General features: G+C 65.7%; 17 protein-coding genes. 5 read left to right on the forward strand and 12 right to left on the reverse strand.

Annotated elements, in window-relative coordinates; all coding sequences use genetic code 11:
- The first annotated feature begins 232 nt into the window (after positions 1-232).
- From P3H15_RS18650 to P3H15_RS18660, 3 genes are all read left to right on the forward strand, one after another.
- A complete protein-coding gene (locus P3H15_RS18650) occupies positions 233-499 on the forward strand; it encodes a hypothetical protein (RefSeq protein WP_276138602.1) in 267 nt (88 codons plus the stop codon).
- The gene (locus P3H15_RS18655; protein WP_276138603.1) at positions 496-822 is read left to right on the forward strand and encodes a hypothetical protein; all 327 of its coding nucleotides are present in this window, start codon (positions 496-498) and stop codon (positions 820-822) included. The genes P3H15_RS18650 and P3H15_RS18655 overlap by 4 nt, the downstream gene beginning before the upstream one ends.
- Before the next feature lie 485 nt (positions 823-1,307).
- The gene (locus tag P3H15_RS18660) at positions 1,308-3,338 is read left to right on the forward strand and encodes a TerD family protein (protein ID WP_276138604.1); all 2,031 of its coding nucleotides are present in this window, start codon (positions 1,308-1,310) and stop codon (positions 3,336-3,338) included.
- A 90-nt stretch (positions 3,339-3,428) separates the two neighbouring features.
- Here the strand turns inward: P3H15_RS18660 and P3H15_RS18665 are convergent, their stop codons facing one another.
- Both P3H15_RS18665 and P3H15_RS18670 read right to left on the reverse strand, forming a co-directional pair.
- Positions 3,429-3,860: a hypothetical protein gene (locus P3H15_RS18665; RefSeq protein WP_276138605.1), complete on the reverse strand. Its 432-nt coding sequence runs from the start codon at positions 3,858-3,860 to the stop codon at positions 3,429-3,431.
- A 118-nt stretch (positions 3,861-3,978) separates the two neighbouring features.
- Complete coding sequence (locus tag P3H15_RS18670; protein ID WP_276138606.1) at positions 3,979-4,575, reverse strand: FHA domain-containing protein; 597 nt, start codon at positions 4,573-4,575, stop codon at positions 3,979-3,981.
- A gap of 856 nt (positions 4,576-5,431) precedes the next feature.
- Here P3H15_RS18670 and P3H15_RS18675 point away from each other — a divergent pair.
- Together P3H15_RS18675 and P3H15_RS18680 are read left to right on the forward strand one after the other, a co-directional pair.
- Positions 5,432-6,124 carry a DUF6745 domain-containing protein gene (locus P3H15_RS18675; RefSeq protein ID WP_276138607.1) on the forward strand — a complete coding sequence of 231 codons (693 nt, stop codon included), beginning with the start codon at positions 5,432-5,434 and terminating at the stop codon, positions 6,122-6,124.
- Positions 6,125-6,157: 33 nt separating this feature from the next.
- Positions 6,158-6,613, forward strand: a complete 456-nt coding sequence (locus P3H15_RS18680; RefSeq protein WP_276138608.1) for a hypothetical protein — start codon at positions 6,158-6,160, stop codon at positions 6,611-6,613.
- 49 nt (positions 6,614-6,662) lie between these two features.
- Here P3H15_RS18680 and P3H15_RS18685 read toward each other — a convergent pair whose 3' ends face one another.
- The 10 genes from P3H15_RS18685 to P3H15_RS18730 all read right to left on the reverse strand — a co-directional run bounded on the left by P3H15_RS18685 (position 6,663) and on the right by P3H15_RS18730 (position 16,249).
- A complete protein-coding gene (locus P3H15_RS18685; protein WP_276138609.1) occupies positions 6,663-7,871 on the reverse strand; it encodes an acyl-CoA dehydrogenase family protein in 1,209 nt (402 codons plus the stop codon).
- Between the two features lie 25 nt (positions 7,872-7,896).
- A complete protein-coding gene (locus P3H15_RS18690) occupies positions 7,897-8,424 on the reverse strand; it encodes a flavin reductase family protein (protein ID WP_276138610.1) in 528 nt (175 codons plus the stop codon).
- Positions 8,425-8,517: 93 nt separating this feature from the next.
- The gene (locus P3H15_RS18695; RefSeq protein WP_276138611.1) at positions 8,518-9,333 is read right to left on the reverse strand and encodes an ABC transporter ATP-binding protein; all 816 of its coding nucleotides are present in this window, start codon (positions 9,331-9,333) and stop codon (positions 8,518-8,520) included.
- Positions 9,330-10,118, reverse strand: a complete 789-nt coding sequence (locus tag P3H15_RS18700) for an ABC transporter permease (RefSeq protein WP_276138612.1) — start codon at positions 10,116-10,118, stop codon at positions 9,330-9,332. Before P3H15_RS18700 ends, P3H15_RS18695 begins: the two co-directional genes overlap by 4 nt.
- A complete protein-coding gene (locus tag P3H15_RS18705; RefSeq protein ID WP_276138613.1) occupies positions 10,115-10,942 on the reverse strand; it encodes an ABC transporter permease in 828 nt (275 codons plus the stop codon). Before P3H15_RS18705 ends, P3H15_RS18700 begins: the two co-directional genes overlap by 4 nt.
- A gap of 6 nt (positions 10,943-10,948) precedes the next feature.
- Positions 10,949-11,911 (reverse strand): ABC transporter substrate-binding protein, encoded by a 963-nt coding sequence (locus P3H15_RS18710; RefSeq protein ID WP_276138614.1) that lies wholly within the window; start codon positions 11,909-11,911, stop codon positions 10,949-10,951.
- 155 nt (positions 11,912-12,066) lie between these two features.
- Entirely contained in the window at positions 12,067-12,771 is a 705-nt protein-coding gene (locus P3H15_RS18715) for a dienelactone hydrolase family protein (protein WP_276138615.1), read from the reverse strand.
- Positions 12,768-13,277, reverse strand: coding sequence for a nucleoside deaminase (locus tag P3H15_RS18720; protein WP_276138616.1), 510 nt, complete (start codon positions 13,275-13,277; stop codon positions 12,768-12,770). Before P3H15_RS18720 ends, P3H15_RS18715 begins: the two co-directional genes overlap by 4 nt.
- On the reverse strand, positions 13,274-13,705 hold the full coding sequence (locus tag P3H15_RS18725) for a nuclear transport factor 2 family protein (protein WP_276138617.1): 432 nt from the start codon (positions 13,703-13,705) through the stop codon (positions 13,274-13,276). The genes P3H15_RS18720 and P3H15_RS18725 overlap by 4 nt, the downstream gene beginning before the upstream one ends.
- A gap of 141 nt (positions 13,706-13,846) precedes the next feature.
- On the reverse strand, positions 13,847-16,249 hold the full coding sequence (locus P3H15_RS18730) for a LuxR C-terminal-related transcriptional regulator (protein ID WP_276138618.1): 2,403 nt from the start codon (positions 16,247-16,249) through the stop codon (positions 13,847-13,849).
- Between the last annotated feature and the right edge of the window lie 12 nt (positions 16,250-16,261).

Genomic DNA, 16,261 nt, shown 5'->3' on the forward strand with positions numbered 1-16,261 from the left:
TTCCCGGGAAGGAAACGAAGCCGCTGTCACCGGGGAAGGCGACAGCGGCTTCCTCTTGCTCGGATGGGTTCGATCCCGCGCACGCGGCAACCGTCCCACATCGCTTCCGCCGCGAAGTGTGCGGCACGAGCACACGACCGTCGATGACCCGCCGATCTGCTCGCCGCCGGCGGCATGACACCCTGTGACGAGACGGCACGCCCCGCCGACCCCGGAAGGACCCATACCACCCATGACCACCTGGATCCTCTGGCTCGGAGCCCTGCTGGTCGTCGGCGGCTCGACCGTTCAGCTCACACACCGGTCCGGGGTGGCCCGCGTCCTGTGGGTGCTCGCCGTGCTCGCCTTCGCGGCCACTACCGTCGGCGCGATGACCGCGTCCGAGATCTCGCTGCCCCTGGCGCTCACTCTCGTGGGCGCGATCGCGGCGACCTGTGCCCTGGTCGCGGTCACCCGTGAACCGGCAAAGGTCGCGGTCGCACAAAGGGGCGCCGAATGATCACCGCGGTCTGTGTCGTCGTCCTCGCCGTCCTGCTGGCCGGATCAGACCTCGCGGACCGGTGGCGAACAGGTCGGTCGGAGCGGGCGCGGATCGCCGAGATCACGGCCGGCCTCGATCGTTTTCAGTGGTGGGTGCTCGAAGACCTCGCCGAAGCACGCCACAAACTCGTGCACCGAGACCGCGCATCAGGGAACGACGAGGTTCGGGCGTTCATCGCGGCCCGTGAGCGTGCCACGAAGGTCGGTATCCCCGACGAGGTGGCGGTGTATCGCCTGACTGATCAGCTCATCCGGGAACGGGAGCAGCAACCGCTGCGATGAACCCTCACGCAGCGGACCAGCCTCTTCGAAGTGCGGACCCAGAGGCTTTGTCGAGTGCACCATGCCATGACGCACTGTTCATGTGGCGGCAATTCGGCACTTTCGCGGCTCGCTGCAGGCCCTGGCGGCCTGATCGTGAACGTCCGTCGGCGCGGTCACGGTGATAGCTGTCGAGGGTGTGCCTACCGGCAGTGCGTGGTCTGTGGCAGCGAGTGCTGAAACCTGCAGGTGTCCGGCGGTCGTCGATTCGAGCGCAGTTCGTCTGGTCCGCAATATCATTCACACAACCGACAGAGCGCCACGGGGTGTTGTCGACCCGCTGACGGCGTGAATGCCCGCGGCGACACGATGTTTGCGGGGTGGTGTCCAAGAGCGAAACGAACCGATTAGTATGCGCAGTTGATGCGACGGACGTCGGTTGTCGGCACAGACCCTGTCCGGCGGCACAGGTCGTTGCAGTACCGGGTCGAACAAAGGTGGTTCTGGTGGAGTTTCCGATGCTGTCCAAGGGGCAGAACCTGTCCCTGCCCGCTGATGTGGAGCAGATCGACGTGGTGCTCGGGTGGACCGAGTCGGACGTCGAGGTCGACGCGTCGGCATTGCTGCTGAACGCGGACCGGAAGGTGCGCTCCGATGCCGATTTCGTGTTCTACAACCAGCCTGAGTCGACCGACGGATCGATTCGGTTCCTGGGCGCGAGCGGCACCGAGGAAGGGGCGCAGGCGAGGATCGCAATCGATCTGTCCGCCGTGCCGGACGATGTGCACACCGTTGCCCTCGGCGGCAGTGTCGCTGCCGGCAGGTTCGGTGACCTCGGCAAACTCGCCCTTCGGGTCGTCGACGGTGCCGGGCACACGTTGGCGGAGTATGTCACTGCCGATGCCACCACCGAGTCGGCATTCGTATTCGGCGAGGTGTACCGCCGCAACGGCGACTGGAAGGTTCGGGCGGTCGGGCAGGGCTGGGAGTCCGGGCTGGCGGGGTTGGCCACGGATTTCGGAGTCGACATCGACGACGACCAGGACCCCGAACCCGCCGCGACCGCCGACGCCCCGTCCGACAGTGAGGAATCCGCCGTGGCGGCGCCGTCCGGCTCCACCGGCGACGTCCCGCAATTGGTGCCCGAACTGCCCACGACACCGGCCGCACCACGGAAAGCGACGACCCGGGGTGTCCGCACTGCCAAGCGGGCGGTGAAGAAGTCGAAACCACTCGTATTCGGCCTCGCCGAACAGGACACCTGGCAGCCGGCGCGGTTGTTCTCGGTCATCGGTGTCGGCGCGGGTGAGGAGCAGGAGCGGCGTGCCACGTCCGCACTGATCGCGACGATGCAGGCGGTGCGCCCGTTCGCCCGCGCGGTGTGTGCCCGGGTGGGGGCTCCCACGGGCACCTTCGAGGGGTACGTGGAGGTGGCGTACGAGCGGGGCGAGACGAAGGTGATTCCGGATGCCGTGTTGAAGGTCGCCCGCGGCAGCAGGGTGTGGACCGGTCTGCTCGAGGTCAAGACCGGCAGCGGCAAGCTGAAGAAGGAGCAGCTCGAGAATTATCTCGACGTAGCTCGGAAGAAGAAGTACGACGTCGTGGTCAGCCTGTCGAATGACGTCCCGGCCAGCGCGGGGGAGCTGCCGGTGGAGGTCGATCGGCGCAAGCTCGCCAAGGTCGCTCTACGGCACCTGTCGTGGGCGGAGGTGGCGCACGAGGCGCGGATGCTGCTGTCCCACGGCGGAATCGACGACGATCTGCAGGCGTGGGTCCTTGCGGAGTTCCTGCGGTACCTCGACCATCCGCGGTCCGGGGCGGTCGAGTTCGTCGACATGGGTCGGCACTGGGTCACGGTGCGCGACGCAGTCACCGCCGGCACTCTGCGCGCCGGCGACCAGAAAGCCCTCACCGTGGCCGACACCTGGGTGTCCCTGTCCCGGCATCTCGCGCTGCGACTGACCGCCGAGTTGGGGGTCACCGTCAAACACGTACTGCCGCGCAGGCACAGCACCGATCCGGTGGCCCGTAACGCGGCGGTTGCCGAGCGGTTGGCGGCCGACGGCGTGTTCGAGGCGGTCCTGCGGATCCCGGAGACTGCGGGTGATCTGGTGGTGATCGCGGATGTGCGGACCAACAAGATCCGCTGCCGGACCACCGTGGAGGCACCGAACGAGGGAACCTCCGGTCGCCGGCTGTCGTGGCTGCTCAGACAACTCAAGGAGGTCCCCGGCGACGTTCAGGTGGAGGCGGTGTTCTCCGAGCGCGGAAACGAAGCCTGCGAGCACATCGCGGCGGTGCGGGCCGATCCGAAAGTGCTCACCGCCGGCCGGTCCGGCGACATCGTGTCCTTCTGCCTCGAGCAGTCATTCCCGATGGGCGGTCGAAGGTCGGGAACGGCGGCGAGTTTCATCAGCAGCGTGACGTCCTCGGCGGACGCGTTCTACGGAACAGTGGTGCAGCAACTGCGGGAATGGGTGCCGGCTGCACCCAAGCAGACCGGGCAGCCGAGGACTGCAGAACCCGAAGGCGAGTAGTAATCGGCCGACGTGTGGTGGGCTGCGACCTCACAACATCGGCCGGTCCAGCGGCCGGATGACGACCGAACGTCGAATGCACGTGTCCACTCAACGAGCACCGGAATTTGTTGATCCAGTTGCCCCTGCGCTGACAGCCGTGAGTAGAGCGTCGGCTCGCTTCACCTGGCGATGCATCCCGAACGCCGCGGCAAGTAACGTGGCGGCCAACCACATGAACACCCACGTCAGGAAGAAGTCACCCTCGTCGGCGAAGTTGGCGAGCGCGACGAATGACATGAGGAGACCGGCGGCGAGCATCGCCCAGCTGCCGCGGGCGACCGACCGTCGGTTCTCGACCAGTCGCGTTCGCCATGACCAGATGTCTGCGTTCGGTGGCAGCGCGCCGTTGCTGATCGCCGTGGACACCTCACGTTTCGCGGCCAGCCGTGGACTGCGACCGCTCTTGATCAGCCAGAGCGGCACGACATATGCGGCGACGGCGCCCACCACTCCACCGAGAATCACGATGATCGGATCCATGCATTCCTCGCTTGACAGATGTTGTTGGCAACAACAGGATCCGCCGGACCTCCCGCGTATCGAAACGCATCCTAGGGTTGGAAATCGACCCCCCTTCGGCTTGGAACCGATCAGAACCCTAGTTGAGAACGCCGTTGTTGAGGGCGAGAGTGACGAGTCGGGAGCGCTTCTGATTCTGAGGGAGGTCCTCTATCTGGAATGTGCTGAAGAGGGCACGGAGATGGGTCTTGACGGTTTCGGTGCTCAGGTGCAGGGCGTCGGCAATCTGTCGGTTCGAGGCCGGGATGGGGTGGTCGGTGCCGTCGTGGAATGGCCGGCACAGTTCGGTGAGGACGGTGCGTTGGGCGGGTGTGAGAACGATGTCGGCGTCGACGGTGCCCCCGATGTGGGTGACGCCGCAGTCGGTGCCAGGCTCCCCATGGTAGGTGAGCATGCTCTCGCCGACTTGGATGACGTCTCCGGGGTGCAGTGTCTGGCGTCCTTGCAGGCGGGTGCCGTTGACAGAGGTGCCGTTGCGGGAGAGGCCGTCGTCGGTGATGGTCCAGTGGATGCCGATGCGTTCGATGGTCGCGTGCAGGCGTGAGATGTCGGGGTCGGTGGGCAGCGACAGGTCGGCGTACGAGGAGCGGCCGATGACGATCGGGGAGTGGTCCGGGACCAGAGTCATCTCGTCGGTACGCCCACGGTCGGTGTACGAGAGAACGGAGTCCGTCACTGGGAGTTCCCCTTTCGGAGTGCGCCCGTTGAGGTAGTGCGTTGCCGGGCTCCGTCGGTCGGCGGGTCGCCGTAGTTGGTCGACGTCATGGTGTGCTTTCTGGGGGTCGGGGCGGGTGTTGTCGATTCCGGTACCTCCATCGTGGCGCGCAGGGGCGGGTCGTGTTAGACCCCCTGGGGGTGGTGTCTGGCCACCCCCCTGGACCGAGCCGGCGAGGGAAAGATCGCGGGGGTCAGCCGGAGGTCTTGCGCTCGAGGCATTCGCGTGCCACGCTCATACGCATGACCATGGGAAAGGCGGACTCCGCCACAGTCGCGTGAGCGCCGCACCGTTCCGCTCGGTGACTCGGCACCGAGCGACATTCACCGAGAACACTGATTACTCCGCCGAATACACGTTCGGCGTCGAAGCTGCGCGTGACGCATGGCTCGCGCACGGGTTGTGTGCACACCCTTCCGATCGCACCACGGCGGAATCGGCTATCGAAACATTGTATCGTCGAGCCGGATTCAGCCGGCCGGAGTTCGTCTGGGTGCCGTCACCCCCAGCGGGATCGGACCTGATCGCCGCCGAGGGATTGGCGACGACGCTGTCGTTTGCCGGCGACGGAGTCCAGTGCGTCTCCGCCCGAATAGCAACCATGCTTTCGAAATCGCGCAGACGCATGGACGCATCGATCGCCCGAGGGCGATCCGACTGGCCGCACGAACGCCGGGCGATCGAGATCGCGCGAGCCCAGTCGCCCGACAACTCTGCCCGCGCCGACATCAGCCCCAATGCAATCATTCGAGCCGCCGTGTGGGATTCGTTGCGCACGAGCCTTTTCGATGGGGCCGCGGCTGCGATACGGACACTGATGCCTGCCGTCGCCGGTGGCGTGAGCTGGTATGGACAGCAAGAGGCCCATCGGGTCGCGTACTACGACGCGTACCGTCGGTTTGGGCTCGCCAGGTTCCGCTCCGACGATGTCGAGCTACTCGACGTCCACACCGCCCTGACCGGCGCGACCGGGTGGTGGTGGGCGTTCGACAATGTGTGCGTCGTTGCCGAACGACCCACCGCCCTGCATGCCGAGCCCATACCGGCCCGTGTTCACAACGAGCACCGATTGCATCACCCGGATGCGCCTGCGCTGGAATTCGAAGATGGTCGGGCGCTTTTCGTGCAGCACGGGACTATCGTCCCCGACTGGGTCGTCCTCGAGCCGACGGTCGAACGTATCGCACGCGAACGAAATGTCGAGGTCCGCCGATGCGCGATCGAGCGCATCGGATGGGACACCTACATCGACGAGGCCGGACTCGCGCTGATCGACCGAGCCGACGATCCCGGCAATGTCGGTCACACGCTGCAGCTTTACGTGATATCGGACGGCTGGGGCCGCAGCGATCACATTCTGCTCGCCGTCAACGGTTCTCCCGAACGCGACGGCCGTCGGCGACGATACGGGATCTATGTGCCGACAGGGATTTCGTCCGCGTTGGATGCCGCGGCCTGGACCTACGGCATCAATGGCGCCGACTACGCCCGGCTCGTTCGTCGAACCTGAAACCCGAAAACCCGAACTCCGAAGGTGATTCGCATGAATTCGATCATGACCTTGTCCGATCTCACGACCCTCACGGGCCTCGATGTGTTCGACTATCTCGATCAGGAAGTATCCGTACCCGTCATCGACGGTATGCAGGCCCAGGGCGATCTCATCGTAGTCCCGTACTCGCTTGTCGCCGAAGTCGTCACGCCCGGTCCATGGACGCGGTCGGAGAACGTCCCGCTGTCGGGAGTGGAGTTGCTGCGGAGCGCGGCGGGCGGAAACCCGCACAGCCTCGTCGCCGACGAAGGCATGTGCATATGGTCGACACCGGTGAACGACCCGCGGCGCCTCGCGCTCGGCATCCTCGACACCCGCGTTGCCGCCTACCTCATCCACCCCGAGCACGGAGCCACCGGCATTGCCCCCGGTCGATATGTGATCGGACGACAGCGGGAACGGGGCGCCGGGCGGTTCTTCGAGAGGACGCACTTCGTCGTCGATTGACGTCCGGGATTCCATCCGGTTCGGCTCTGCAGGTCGGGTGACACCGCGGTCACACCATTCGGCGGTTCTCGTCGGTCTGAAGGCCGAGGATGAATTCTGCGTGGCTTTCGAAACCGGCCTCACCCATCACCCCATGAGCGGAGATGGTGTTGAGGTCGCGGAGGAGCTTGGACAGGAGACTGTCGTCGAGGATCGCGGCGGCACCCGCATGTCGGAACGCGCGGGTGACCACTTCCACCGAGGTCTTCGCGGCAAGCGAGGCGGCGGTCTGCATCTGGTCGAGCAGTGGGAGCTGAACACGGTCTCCTGCGTCGATCACATCGTTGACCTGGTGCAGGGTATCGATGCAGAGGCTGCGCGCGGCGCGGACGCGGGCGTCGAGTTCGCCGAGTTCGCGTTGGAACCAGGTGAGTTCGGTCAGGGCAGGAGGCTGATGCAGGTTGATCCGCCCACCACGCCGGATCTTCGGCGCGGCGCCGACAATTTCGTCCAGAGCCCGGCGGGCCGCGCCGAGGACCATGCCGGGGTGCATTTGCAACACGAAGGGCACCATGCCGAGGCGGGACAGCGGGGTGTCGGTGCGGCAGCCCTCAGCCATCGGGTCGTAGATCATGTCGTCGGCGACGAAGACATGGTCGGCCTGGAAGCTGCTGCTGCCCGTGCCGCGCATGCCCAGTACTTGCCAGTCGTCGAGGATCTCTATCTCGCCACGCGGCAGGAGCGCGGCTCGGCGTACCGGTTTGCCGGCCTCATCGGCGATGAGGAACGTCGCGGTGACGTAGTCAGCGTGGTAGAGGCCGCTGACGAAGTCCCACCGGCCGCTGACAACGTAGCCGCCGTCCACCCTTTGCGCGCTGCCGGGCTTGAGGGACGCCGCCTTGAGGGCGATGCCGCCGGCGAAGATCCTGCGGGCTGTGTCTTGGCTGACCACGGTGGCGAGCTCGCCGGCACCTTCGAGAAGAATCGTGGCTGTCCAGGCGGTGGCGGGGTCGATGTGCCCAATCTTTTCGATTACCTCGAACGCGGTGACGGCATCGACGACGTTGCCGCCGAGATCGTCGGGAGTCATGATTCCGAGCACCCGCGATTGCCGCAGTGCTGCGATGGATCGGTCACTGAGGCGCCGACCCGATTCGGATTCGATTGCGCCGATAACGAGTTCGTCACGGATGGAATCGACCCCGGCGAGGGCCGCGGCGCGCCGATCGGTGCGGGCGAGCGGCCACGAGGTCAGCGGGGCAGTGGTGGTGGAGGTCATCTTCGGTTCCTTTGCGGTTGGGGAGTCACGGACGGGCCGAGGTGGGCAGCGGAGTATGGATCCCGAATCGGCGTTTGCTGTAGGAGAGGGTGCGGGCGGGCCGGTTTTCGACCGTTCTGACCTGCCCGAGAATGATGATGTGGTCGCCGCCGCCGACTATCCGGGCGACGTCGCATCCGAGCCAGCCGGGGGCGTCGATCAAGCGAGGCAGGCCGCTGTCCATCCTCCAGGGTGCGTCGGCGAATCGATCGATGCCGCTGGTAGCAAAGATGCGGGCGAGTTCCTCATCGTGCTCGCCGAGGATGTTCACGCCCAGTCGGCCGGTGGCGGTGACAGCCGTCAGCACCCGCGAGCGGCGGTCGAGGGCGACGGTGATCATGGGCGGGGTCAGCGACAGCGAGCCGAAGGCGCTGACAGTGGCACCCACGGGCGTGTTCTCGGTCATGGTGGTGATCACCGTGACCGGGGCGCACAGGGATGCCATCGTGTCTTTGAATTCGTCGGCGATCGAGGTGGTGTCGGTCCGGTCGGGGGTGTCTGTGCTGATCGACATTCGTGCCCTCACTTCAGGTCAGTGGTGGGAGGTGTTCTTGCTCGATACTGCTCGGGTCGGCAACGTCGGTTCATCCCCGGAACTCGGGATTTTTCAGCGCCGGATCAGTCCGAGGACATGTGCGCGTAGCTCGGCGAAGGCCGGCTCGAGTTTGGTGTGCAATTGATCCCGGGGGCCGGGTAGGGGGACCTGGATGATCTCGGTGACCGACGTCGGAGCGCCGGAGAGGACGATGACACGGTCGGCCAGGTACACCGCTTCGTCGATGTCATGGGTGACGAGAACGACGGTCATCCCCAGTTCCTCACGCAGTCTGAGCATCAGGTCCTCGAGATCTGCCCGGGTCTGCGCGTCGACCGATGCGAAGGGCTCGTCCATCAACAGCACTTCGGGCCGGCACGCGACTGCGCGGGCGATGGCGGCGCGTTGCTGCATCCCGCCCGACATCTGCCAGGGATAGAGGTTCGTCGCGTGTGCAAGGCCCACCGCCTGCAGCGCCTGCTCGGCGATGCGGTGGCGTTCTGTTCGTTTCAGGCCCGAACCGCGGAGCGGGAGCATGACATTGCCCAGCACACTCATCCAGGGGAGCAGGGACCGTGAGTAGTCCTGGAAGACGAGGGCCAGGCCCTTCGGGGGAGCGGTGACATTCTCTCCCTCGAGTGCGACCTCGCCGGCGTCCGGTGTCAGCAGTCCGGCGAGGCACCGCAACAGGGTGGTCTTGCCTGCCCCCGAGGGGCCGACCACGGTGACGAATTCCCCTTGATGGACCGTGAACGTGATGTCGGCCAGGATGTGCCGGGAGGCAGTCCCGCGACCATAGGATTTTGCCACGGCCCGCACATCAAGAGCGAGACGAGCGGGCACGTCCGGGTCGGTGGCTGCGGCCGGGGTGGTGGTGGATGTGGTCATGATGCAGAACCTCCTTGCCCAGCTTTCCTGAGCCCGTAGTACCAGCGGAGTAGATACCGTTCGATGCCGCGGAACACGACGTTGCTCGTGTAACCGAGAATTCCCAGAAGTAACAATGCCGACCACATCTCCGGAATCGCGAAGGTGCGTTCGGCCTGCAGTTGCACGTATCCGATTCCGTGCGTGGACGCGACGTATTCGCTGGCGATGATCAACACCACGCCGAGCGCGACGCTGATCCGCGCTCCGGCCAGAATCTGCGGGCTTGCCCCCGGCAGGACGACCCGCAGCAATCGATGGTGGAACGGAATGTGATAGCTGCGCATCATGTCTCGTACGAGCGGGTCCAGGGAGCGGACACCGTCGATCGTGCCGAGCAGGATCGGCCAGATCGTCCCGTAGGCGATAACCGCGATCTTCATCTCGTCCCCGACACCCATCAGCACGAGGCCGACGGGAACGAGCACGATCCCAGGTACCGAGCGCATGAACTCGAACACCGGGTGTGCGGCATCGTAGAGACCCTCGCGCAGCGCCAGCACCAACCCGGCACCGATTCCGATCACTGTCGCAATCACCAGACCGGCGAGGAAGTTCCGCACGCTGGGAACGGCATCCGATCCGATCCGGTCGAACAACCACATCTGCTGGAAGGTATGCGCCACCTGCTGAAGTGGAGGGAAATAGAAACTCTCGCTGCGTGTTGTCGCCACCCACACCACGGCGACGGCCACGATGGGCAGCCACAGTTCGACGGCGGCCGCTCGTGCTGTTCTCCGTATCATTTCACTGTCTCTCTGTTGGCGGGCGACCACGGAATCACCCGGCATTCGAGGTGGAGGAAGACCACGTTGAGGGCAACACCGAGCAGTCCCGCGACCATCAGCCAGGCGAACATCACATCCACACCACCGGCCTGCTGCGCTATGCCCAGTGACTTGCCCAGTCCCGGAGCCGAGCCGAGGTACTCGGCCGCCGTCGTCAGCATCAGCGCGATGGCGGCCGAAGTGCGTAATCCGGTGACCACGAAGGGGAGCGCGGACGGCAGGATCAGTCGAGTCATGCGATCGAAACGCGAGAGTCGTAACGACCGCACGGTGTCGGCGGCGACAGGGTCGACGTGATGAACACCGTCGACGGTGGACGTCAGTAGCGGCCAGCACGCCCCGAACACGACCAGGAGCACCTTCATCTCCATCGTCGAGCCGAGGATCAGCAGCAGTACGGGGGTGAGTGCGACCGCGGGAATGGTGCGCAGGAAGTCGATCATCAGGCGTGTGCTGCGGGTGAGGAACTCGGATGTTCCGATCAGCAGTCCGACGGGGACGGCGAGGACGACGCACAGGGCGAGGCCCGCAACCCAGCCCACCGCGGTCTGGCCCAGCGTCATCCAGAACTCCGGCGTGGTCGTCATCGACGCGAGAGCCGACAGTGATTGTGTGGCAGTAGGTATCGAACTGGAGGGCAACAGCCCGGACTGCACCGCCAGCTGCCAGCCTGCCAGGGCAGCGACGACGACCGCTGCCCGCGTGGCCAGGCGTCGCTGGGGGAGTGGAAACCGCGGTGAGGTTGCGGCCGGGGGTCGAGGCGTGTGCGTGAGCGTGGTCATGATCGATCAGCTCATCAACTCGTCGACATCGACGTCTCCTGAGACGAACTGATACTGCTCCATCAGCCCGGTCCACAGCGTCAGCGCGGCGCGGGGGGCGCCGGCGTCGAAGACAGGGAGCCGCATGGCCGGAATCAGTTCAGCGGGAACCGGGCTGATCGTCGGCAGCACTGCCCGCACCTCGTCCGGGTGCGCGGCGGCGTATTCGATGCCCCGGTTCAGTGCCCGGACGAAGCCCTGCACTGCCTCCGGATTCTCCTGTTCGAACTTCTGCGAGGTGGCGACGGTCAGCTGCATGCCACCGGGCACCGCCTCTGCGCCCGGTGACATCAAGCGGGTGGCGCCCTGGGCGAGCGCGGCGGTATCGAACGGTGAGATCGTGCTGATGGCGTCGACATGGCCTTTGGCGAGGGCGTCGGTCATGTCCGACAACGGCATTTCCAGGAATTTCACCTGGTGGCTGTCCGCCCCGGCCTTGTCGAGCGCGGCACGGAGAGACAGTTCGCCACTGCCTTTCAGTGCCCCGACCGCGACGGTTCTTCCGGTCAGGTCCGCGGGTGTCTTGACGGCACTGTTCTCAGCGACGAGCACGACTCCGGTGTCCTCAGCGGGGAGATCGGTGCTCTTGGTGACGCCCCCGACGATCCGCAGCGGGAGCCCCTTGTCGAACGCCTGGATCACGATCGCTGTCTCTCCGAGAGCGAACTGGTCGGAGCCGTTGACCAAGTTCGTGATCATGGCACCGGCATTGGTGAAGTCTGCGGTCGCGTTGATCCCTTCCTCGCGGAAGAATCCCTTGTCGACGGCAAACGTGAAGGGAACGGAGTCGACGATGGGTAGCTGACCCACCGTGACGTCGAGAAGGCCATCGGTACGGGACTGTGTGTTCGAGGAACTACAACTTGCCGTCGATACCAGGGCAAGTGTGACCAGGCCGGCGATGACGGCGTGTCGGGGCAGTATGTGCATCGGTCGTTTCCTTCTCCGAGAATGAGGTCGTGGACCTGAAGGGACTCGCGGTTCGCGCGATCCTTGGAGACTGGGGGTGTGGCGAAAGTCTCGTTGTACTGAGCCTGGCGGGTTCGAGTTGTGGCCGCAATGACGAGAACTCGGGATGTGTCAGGTCAGTCCAGCCACCGCTGCAGATGCAGCAGGGTGCGCTCGAACGCGAGATCGGTTGCTTCGGAATCGAACGTGTCGCGTCCGAAGGTGGCGAACGCGTGGTTCGCCCCGGGGTACCGGTAGAACTCCGCCTCCGGGTTCCCGGCGAACGCCTCCGCGATGGCGGTTCGGGCCTCGGGCGGGCAATAATGGTCATTTTCGGCGAAGTGGAACAGGACGGGGACATCGATCTGTTCGGCGACGTCGAGGCGGTCCTGCACTCCGACGCCGTAGTAGCTCACCGCAGTCTCGACGTCGGTACTCGCGGCGGCCAGGATAGCCAGACCGCCGCCGAGGCAGTAGCCGAGCGCACCGACCCGCCCATTGCCCCAGTCGCTTCGGCGCAGCCACTGGACTGCCGCGGAAATGTCGAGGCGGGCGGTGGACAGGTCCAGGTTGTCCCGCAGCTCGATCGCGTGAGTGAAGTCCTCCCCGGTGTAGTCGAGTTCGACATCAGTCTCCTGGCGCGCGAACAAGTCGGGGACGAGCGTCTGAAACCCCTGCGCCGCAAAGATCTCAGCCATGGTCCGTATGTAACGGTTGACACCGAAGATTTCGTGCAGCAGAACGATTCCACCGCGATGGTGACGTGTTTCGGGTCGCGCGGAGTAGGCCCGGAACGTGTGGCCGTCCCCGGCAATGAGGCGAACCGTCGAGGTGAGGATCATCGTGCCTGCCCCGTCCAGTAGTCGACGTGGGGTTCGAGGGCGGCCTGTCCCATCGGATGATGCCGGATCTCCGGACCACCGTCGCCACCGGCGAGCACCTCCGCCATGGGGGTAGGGACCGTGCGGACTTGGTCCGATGCACCCGGAAGTGATGCCAGATCCTTGGCTGCGAGTGCGTACACCACGCGTCCTATGCCGCTCAGATAGATCGCGCCGGCGCACATCGTGCACGGTTCCGCGCTGCTGTACAGCGTGGTCGAGGCAAGTGCCGGAGCCCACCTCGACGCCGACGCCGCGCGCACCACATTGGTCTCGGCGTGCGCAGTGATGTCGCGGTCGGTGACTGCGCTGTTCGTTGCCGTCAGCAGAACGATCCCTGCGGCATCGACGAGAAGGGCGCCGAATGGCCGGTTGCCCTCGGCGCGCGCCGTCCTCGCCAGATCCAACGCGTGCAGCAGGTGCGTTCGATCGGCGGCCTCGCCGACCGTGCTGCCGGCCGGATTCACGCCGACCTCGTGAAGATCGGAACCGAGCGCCGCTCACGGAACCGCCACACATGGTCGGCGCCCCGAAGGTAGATGTCCCGGTATTCCGCCACCGACTGTGCGATGGGTTCACCAACCTCGAGTCCGTCGTGCATGTACAAGGTGACGAGCACCGTGCCCTCGATCGACGAGGTGGAGAGACGAACGAGGCGATGGTTGCTGAGCACGCTTCGGGACGTGCGAGCCATTGCTGTGCGTCCGTCGGCGAACGCCTGCAGTGCGGCAGTGCCGGCCGTGACCGCCTGACCGGTGACGAATCTTCCGTCGGCCTCGAACAGTTCCGCGAACCCGGCCGGCTCCGCATGGTCGAGCTTCCAGGTGAATTCGACGACGAGGTCGTGTATCGCCGATCGGGTGGGGGTGTCGATGTCGCCTCGAATTGCGTGCACCAGTCGCTCCTGTGGTCGAAGTTGTCGTATCGCTCGTAAGCTTTCTCCGACAACACCGGTCGGCGCATCACAAGTTCTCGTCAACTCCGACTCCGAAGCGCACCCCGTGCGCAACCGACCGCACTCGAGGCGTGGCGGGCGTCAGTGGTCCATCAGCCCGGATCTGATGGCATACGCGGTGGCGTCCGCTCGCCCGGAGGCCCCGATCTTGCGATACAGGTTGCTGATGTGCCTGCCGACGGTCTCGATGCTGATGACGAGTTCGGTGGCGATCGCCCGGCTGGTCGAACCGGCCGCGATCAACCGGAGCACCTGCACCTCGCGGGCGGTCAGACCGTCGGGATAGCGATCCTGTCGACTGCGCCGGGCGCTGCGTGCGGCCACGAGCTGCGGTGCGTAGGCCAGGACGTCACCGACTGTCATTCGGAAACCTTCTGCGTGCAGCACCGAGAGATTGGACGGCGGTCCGGTGAGGATTCCGGTCAAATCTATCGCTCTGGCCGGGAATTCGACCCAGTCGTGCAGATTCAACGTCGAGCGGATGGACATCGCCAGACCTACCAGCCGGGCGGCATAGTCGCTGTCGCCGAGATCGTGGAGGCACACGGCAAGACCTTCCAGACACCAGATGAAACGTGGTCTCGCACCGATTGCGGCCGCCAGGGCGAGGCTCTCGAGGTAGTGGGTGGCAGCCGCGACGACGGTGCCACGGCCCAGTTCGATCTCGGCGATGAGGTTGAGGAAGACCGAGCTGTTCCAGGCATCACCGGCGTCCTGGGTCAGACGTAGTCCCTCTGCGAGCAGCGCTGTCGCCTGAGTGTCGTGGCCGTCCTCATGGAGAATGCGGCCGAGTTGTTGCAGTGGCACGTTGGTGTACGAGCTGTCTCCGACACCGCGAAACCCTTCGACGGCACGGTCCAGGGTGCTGCGGGCAAGCTCGCGGTGGTGGCCGGTCGCGGCGGCCGAGGCGCCGAAGAGGCTGCGGGCGCGGGCTGCCCACCACCGGTCGTCCGCGTCGTCGAGGCTGGCGATGGCCTCCTCGAAGAGCGGGCGGGCGGCGTCGAATCCGTGTACTTCGAATCGGGCGGCGGCAAGGTCGACGAGAGTGCGGGCTCGCGCGGTCGGTTCACCCAATTCCTGCCAATCACGGGCACATTCGTCCAATTCGGCGAGCGCATGCGCATATGAGGACGCGGCACCGGTGAGAACTGCCCGGGCCTCGCGGGCGCGCACGGCCGGCACGGACCGCCTGTCGTCCGTGAGCCGAAGACTGTTGGTGAGCCAGTGCACGCCCTCCTGCAGGAGACCTCTGGCGAGCCAGTAGCTGCGCATTCCTGCGGCAATGTCGACTGCGCGTTCGTTGCCCAATTCGAGGTAGAACCGTAGTGACGACCTGATGTCGCCGAGGTCACCGTCGGTACGTGTGAGCCAGTCGTCGGCGGCAGGTCCCACGAGGTCCGCGCCGTCGAGCACTCTGTGCAGAAAATACTGTGCGTGGGCAGTTCTGGCGGTCGCAGGCTGTGGTTCCGACCGCAGTAGTTGCCGGCCGTAGTCGCGCGTGGTCTGCGCCATCGCGAAGGCGGGTGTGCGACGGCCCGTCCGATCGGGCACCGGAGTGAGCAGGCTGAGGCGGACGAATTCGTCGAGGTGATCCACCACCGCGTGCGGAGAACAGACTTCGGCAGGTCCGTGCGGTTCGCCCACCGAATCGGCGAGAATCGCTGACAGCGCTCGAGGTTCGATGACGCCGTCGAAAACCGCAAGGACCTTGTACAAGGCGGCATCGACCGGCGCGAGCAGCGACACGGTGTCCGCCACCGTGCGGGCCAAGGTGCGGTGACGGTCGGGAAGATCAGCGGGTCCACGCATGTTCGGCGACCAACCGTCCTCGATCCGCGCCGCCAGGGCGTCCAGCGTCAACGTGCTCAGTTGATGGGAGGCGATCACCAGGGCGAGGGGAAGCCCGCCGAGTTGCCGGCAAATCGAGGCGACCGTGTGGGCCTGGGCCTCGAGGTCTCGTTCGAAGGCAACCCGGCGGGCGTGATCGAGGAAGAGTGTCAGCGCTGGACTGGTCGACGCGTCGATGTTGGGGGCACCGTCTGGGTCCGGACACGGGAGAGGGCCCAGTACATATCGGTATTCGTATGACAGATCGGTCGCAGCCCTGCTCGTTGCAAGGAGCCGGACGTGCGGGTGGGCACTCAGGAGCGCGCCGAGGGCGCGCACCTCGGAGCGGATCCGTTCGAGACTGTCGACCACGACGACGTGTGGTTTCTCCGATTCGGGCGGCGTCGCCATGGTGTTGCCGATCTGGGTCACCGCATCTGTCGCGGACTCGCATCCCGACAGGTCCACCGGCGTGACGTCGGTGCCCGATGTCACCAGTTCCCTCGTGACCGCGGCGACGACCGCGGTCTTCCCCACACCTCCGGCGCCGACCACGGTCAGCATCCTGACCGCGGGGTCGCGGAGAAGAGTGAGGATCGAGGCAACGTCGTCCCCCCTGCCGACGAGCGCGCGTGGTGGCAATGTGTCCGAGTCCATGGCAGAACCCTC

The sequence above is a fragment of the Rhodococcus sp. T2V genome (genome assembly GCF_029269925.1).
In the GTDB taxonomy this organism is placed as follows: domain Bacteria; phylum Actinomycetota; class Actinomycetes; order Mycobacteriales; family Mycobacteriaceae; genus Rhodococcus_F; species Rhodococcus_F koreensis.